The following is a 3,711-nucleotide window of genomic DNA, read 5'->3' as shown; positions in this document are numbered from 1 at the left end:
TGTGAAAGTAATAGATGGCTCGACTGTCTCCATGCCGGACACTATAGAGAACCAAATAGAATATCCTCAGCCAAGTACTCAAAAAGCTGGATGTGGCTTCCCAATTGCTAAAATTGGTGTGGTATTCAGTTTGGTGACAGGAGCCACCATTGCTTTGTTTATAGACGTTTTGAACACTCATGATATTAAATTAGCTAGGAGGTTGTACAGTTTTCTCAAACCCAATGATGTGCTTTTATGAGATAGAGCTTTTTGCGCTTATGCCGATATGTTTACTATCAAAAAACTTAATTGTGATGCTGTATTCCGTAAACACCAATCTCGTACAAAAACTATGCGAAAAGGTAAAATTGTTGGAGATTGCGACAAGTTAGTTACTTGGTATAAACCTAAAACTTGTCCTTCATGTTTAAATAAAGAGGAATTTAATGCTTTACCTCCTTCCATAACTGTCCGAGAGATTTACTACTACATTCTTATTCCTGGTTTTCGCACCCAACAAGTTAGCTTAATTACTACTCTTTTAGATAAAGCAACTTATTCTACTCTCGAAATTGTTGGACTTTACGGTAAACGTTGGGATGTTGAATTGGATTTGAGGCATCTTAAAACTACTCTGGGAATGGATGTTTTGCGGTGTAAAAGTCCCTCAATGGTACGCAAAGAAATTTATGTTTATTTACTGGCTTACAATCTACTTCGTAGTTTGATGTGGGATGCCGGAACTACTTACACCACTCCTCCATTACGTCTATCGTTGCAAGGTACTCGCCACCATTTAATTAACTTTATTCCCGAACTGTTAGCCGCAACTTCAACAAAACGTCAGCGAATTTATCGTACTTTACTAAAAGTTATTGCCCACAAGCCTGTCAGCGATCGCCCCGCAAGAAGTGAACCACGAGTTCGTAAACGTCGCCCGAAAGCTTACCCTTTAATGACGAAACCTCGGCACGAATTACGAAACCAATTGCAAACTGCTTAACCTGCAAGTGTTTCGGCTTTTCTTAGTGCCATTCGACTCTCAAACGAAGTTGCACCGAGAGGTGTGCGGGTGAATACAGTTGCTCCCGGTTTTATCGAGACAACAGCGGCTACGGAACTGATAAAGAGATTAGCTGAAAATGCAGGAACAGACTTTGATACTGCAAGACTTGGGTTGATGGATTCCCTTGGGGGAATTCCAATGGGTCGTCCTGGTCGCCCCGAAGAAGTTGCCGAGCTTGTTGCTTTCCTGGTCTCTGATCGCGCTTCTTATATTAACGGCGCTGAATATGTGATCGACGGCGGAACCATTCCTACCGTGTGAGACATCGAATGTTGAAGGTAAGTTCTCATTGTTTTGCAACCTGTTGCGGGTGACTCATGCTAGTTGGTCATTCCACTGGCGCGCCGCGTATTTCTGCATCAAGCCCTTTTCCGAGACTGATAGGACTGAGGATCTGAAAAAATTCGACATCCCGACTCTGGTGCGCTGTGACTTGCGAGTGCAGAAGATATTCACGGGAGAGCATTTGGCCGTATTTGCTGCGGTAGGCGGGGAGAAAGCTGCACCAAACTCTATATGACCTATCCAAAATCGAGTACATTCTTAATTATAAAAGAATTTAGCTTTTAAATAATTTGTATCATAAAAGCACAAAGGCTTATATGACTAATATTTGAAGGTAGGAAAAAATCTGCATTCATTGTCAACAAACCTCCTCAGACTTGAGGGTGTAGTCAGACTTTAAGAATACAATCATCAAAAAATTTTTGTAAAGATTTAAATATTTTTTGATGATTTGATCTCAGATCAAATAAGTAAACTATTTTTAAGGATTGCTATATGAAATCAAAATAATGAGAATTCGTTTGATAATTTTTTATTAAATATAGTTACTACCCAATTAGAGGGATGTTTACAGTTATAAATTGAGCTTAAATAATAGTAAATCAATCAAAAAATAAGTTTTTAACAGCAAAAATAAATCAGGAGAATAATTTATGTCTCTCTCAAAAATACTGAAATCAATTATAAATGGGGCCATGCAAGTAATCTCCTATATTTTAGGTGCAGTCAGTAGAATTTTTGGACCTAGAGATGATGATTACCCAGCAACAGGAGTTCAACCTTTTGAAGGTGATATTGCTAATAATGAAGATAGGTATTGAGCGTACATAAGCGGCTCAGTAAGTTGCCCATACTAAAATCAGGTAGCAACAACGATCGCTGTTACTGCTATTTCTTCCTTCTATTTAGGTTTTTAAAATGGGAGCTTTACTATCGAAGTGGAAAATCTCGACACAACTTTTTACAGGATAAAAGCATGAAACGTTTTACTCTCGCTACTTTAGCTGTTCTGATCAGTGCTAGCTCTATTTTGGCTCTTTCACCAAATGCTAATGCTGAATCTCGTGAACAGTACTGTAGGGATCATCGTTGTGATGGCTATAATCGCGATCGTAACTATAATCGTGATTCTGATCGCAACTATAATCGCGATCGTAACTATAATCGTGATTCTGATCGCAACTATAATCGTGACCGTGGTAGCTACCAAAGGAACCACGATCAGAATCATCGCCAACGTTACCGCTACTATGATCGCAGCACGCATCAGTGGCGTTATGGGTATCGCTAAATAACCCTGTTTTGTCATTCTGGGAGAACGCAATAGGTGAAAGGGTTACGGAGCTTGAGTTTCCACTTTTTATCTCCAATTTCAGTTTCTGGAGCGAGAATAAAGCCTCAAACCTTGACTAAATCAAAGTTTCAGAACTTGGCTCTTGATTATTGTTTTCCGAGAGTGGCAAAACAGGATAACTCTCAATACGGTTCGCTTAAGAAAGTTATCAGTCCAGATAAGCTGTTCTTGAAAGGAGGAGCAATCTGAGCGCCCACGAAAAAAGAATTATTAACTAAAGCGATCGCTTAAACTCTAGAATTCAGTTTGAAGAAGTGATTGTTCAACCTGAATTTTCCTGTTAAGTCTCTTTTGCAAGCTGCCAACCTTCACTCTTGTCGTGTAATTTTAACCAACCTCGCCATAGTACCTGGATACCCATAGGGGTTTTATGTCGATGTTCATTTCTCTTCACTTCCCCTGTTCCCTTGCTAAAGATTGCTCTTTTCACGATGATCTCACTTTTTCGCGTTGCTCCCGTTCAGTTCCCACTCTACAACTGGCTAGAAATAAAACGAAAACACATAGAACTTGTAGAAAGTGGAAAATGTAGAAAACTTGCGTTGCTGCCTTGGCAATCGCTCGCCAGCCACAATCATTTATACTTATTGTTTTAAAGGGTTTTTAGACAGTGCTAGTACAAAAACTGAATGCGTGTGCAGAATTCATTACAGGTGATGGCACTCGAATGCGAGAATTATTACATCCTGATAAGCAACCTTTGAAATTACGATATAGTCTAGCTCATGCAGTAGTGTCAATTGGACAAACTTCTACACCTCATTCTTTAACAACTTCGGAAGTTTACTACATCCTTAGTGGTCAGGGAGAAATGCACATAGATGATGAACTAGAGATAGTAGAAGCAGGAGATGCTATCTATATTCCACCGAATGCTAGACAATTTATTCGCAATTCTGGGGCAGAATCACTAGTATTTTTATGCATAGTTGATCCAGCGTGGCGTAAACAAGACGAGACTATATATTCTAGGACTTACGCATTGACAAAAAATATCACCTATGGAATCTATAGATGCTAGATA

General features: G+C 39.4%; 4 protein-coding genes and 2 pseudogenes. All 6 read left to right on the top strand.

Translation table 11 applies throughout. The annotated features are described in order from the left end of the window. Positions 1-241 (top strand): annotated as a pseudogene (locus HWQ42_RS14700) (IS4 family transposase); the annotation flags it as partial. A gap of 12 nt (positions 242-253) precedes the next feature. After that, positions 254-985 (top strand): annotated as a pseudogene (locus tag HWQ42_RS14695) (transposase); the annotation flags it as partial. A gap of 30 nt (positions 986-1,015) precedes the next feature. Continuing rightward, on the top strand, positions 1,016-1,309 hold the full coding sequence (locus HWQ42_RS14690) for an SDR family oxidoreductase (RefSeq protein WP_292813229.1): 294 nt from the start codon (positions 1,016-1,018) through the stop codon (positions 1,307-1,309). A 677-nt stretch (positions 1,310-1,986) separates the two neighbouring features. Then, a complete protein-coding gene (locus HWQ42_RS14685; protein WP_292813227.1) occupies positions 1,987-2,154 on the top strand; it encodes a hypothetical protein in 168 nt (55 codons plus the stop codon). A gap of 155 nt (positions 2,155-2,309) precedes the next feature. Further along, the gene (locus tag HWQ42_RS14680; protein WP_292813224.1) at positions 2,310-2,624 is read left to right on the top strand and encodes a hypothetical protein; all 315 of its coding nucleotides are present in this window, start codon (positions 2,310-2,312) and stop codon (positions 2,622-2,624) included. A gap of 673 nt (positions 2,625-3,297) precedes the next feature. Further along, positions 3,298-3,708, top strand: coding sequence for a cupin domain-containing protein (locus tag HWQ42_RS14675; protein WP_292813221.1), 411 nt, complete (start codon positions 3,298-3,300; stop codon positions 3,706-3,708). Positions 3,709-3,711: the final 3 nt, after the last annotated feature.

It is taken from the genome of Nostoc sp. JL23 (assembly GCF_017115065.1).
Lineage (GTDB): Bacteria > Cyanobacteriota > Cyanobacteriia > Cyanobacteriales > Nostocaceae > Nostoc > Nostoc punctiforme_A.
The sequence above is the reverse complement of the archived record's forward strand: the minus strand, read 5'-3'. Positions and strand labels throughout refer to the sequence as shown.

What these genes read in the sequence shown, in the direction of transcription:
- HWQ42_RS14685 (WP_292813227.1), top strand. Translation starts at nt 1,987, where the DNA reads ATGTCTCTCTCAAAAATACTGAAATCAATTATAAATGGGGCCATGCAA.
- HWQ42_RS14680 (WP_292813224.1), top strand. Translation starts at nt 2,310, where the DNA reads ATGAAACGTTTTACTCTCGCTACTTTAGCTGTTCTGATCAGTGCTAGC.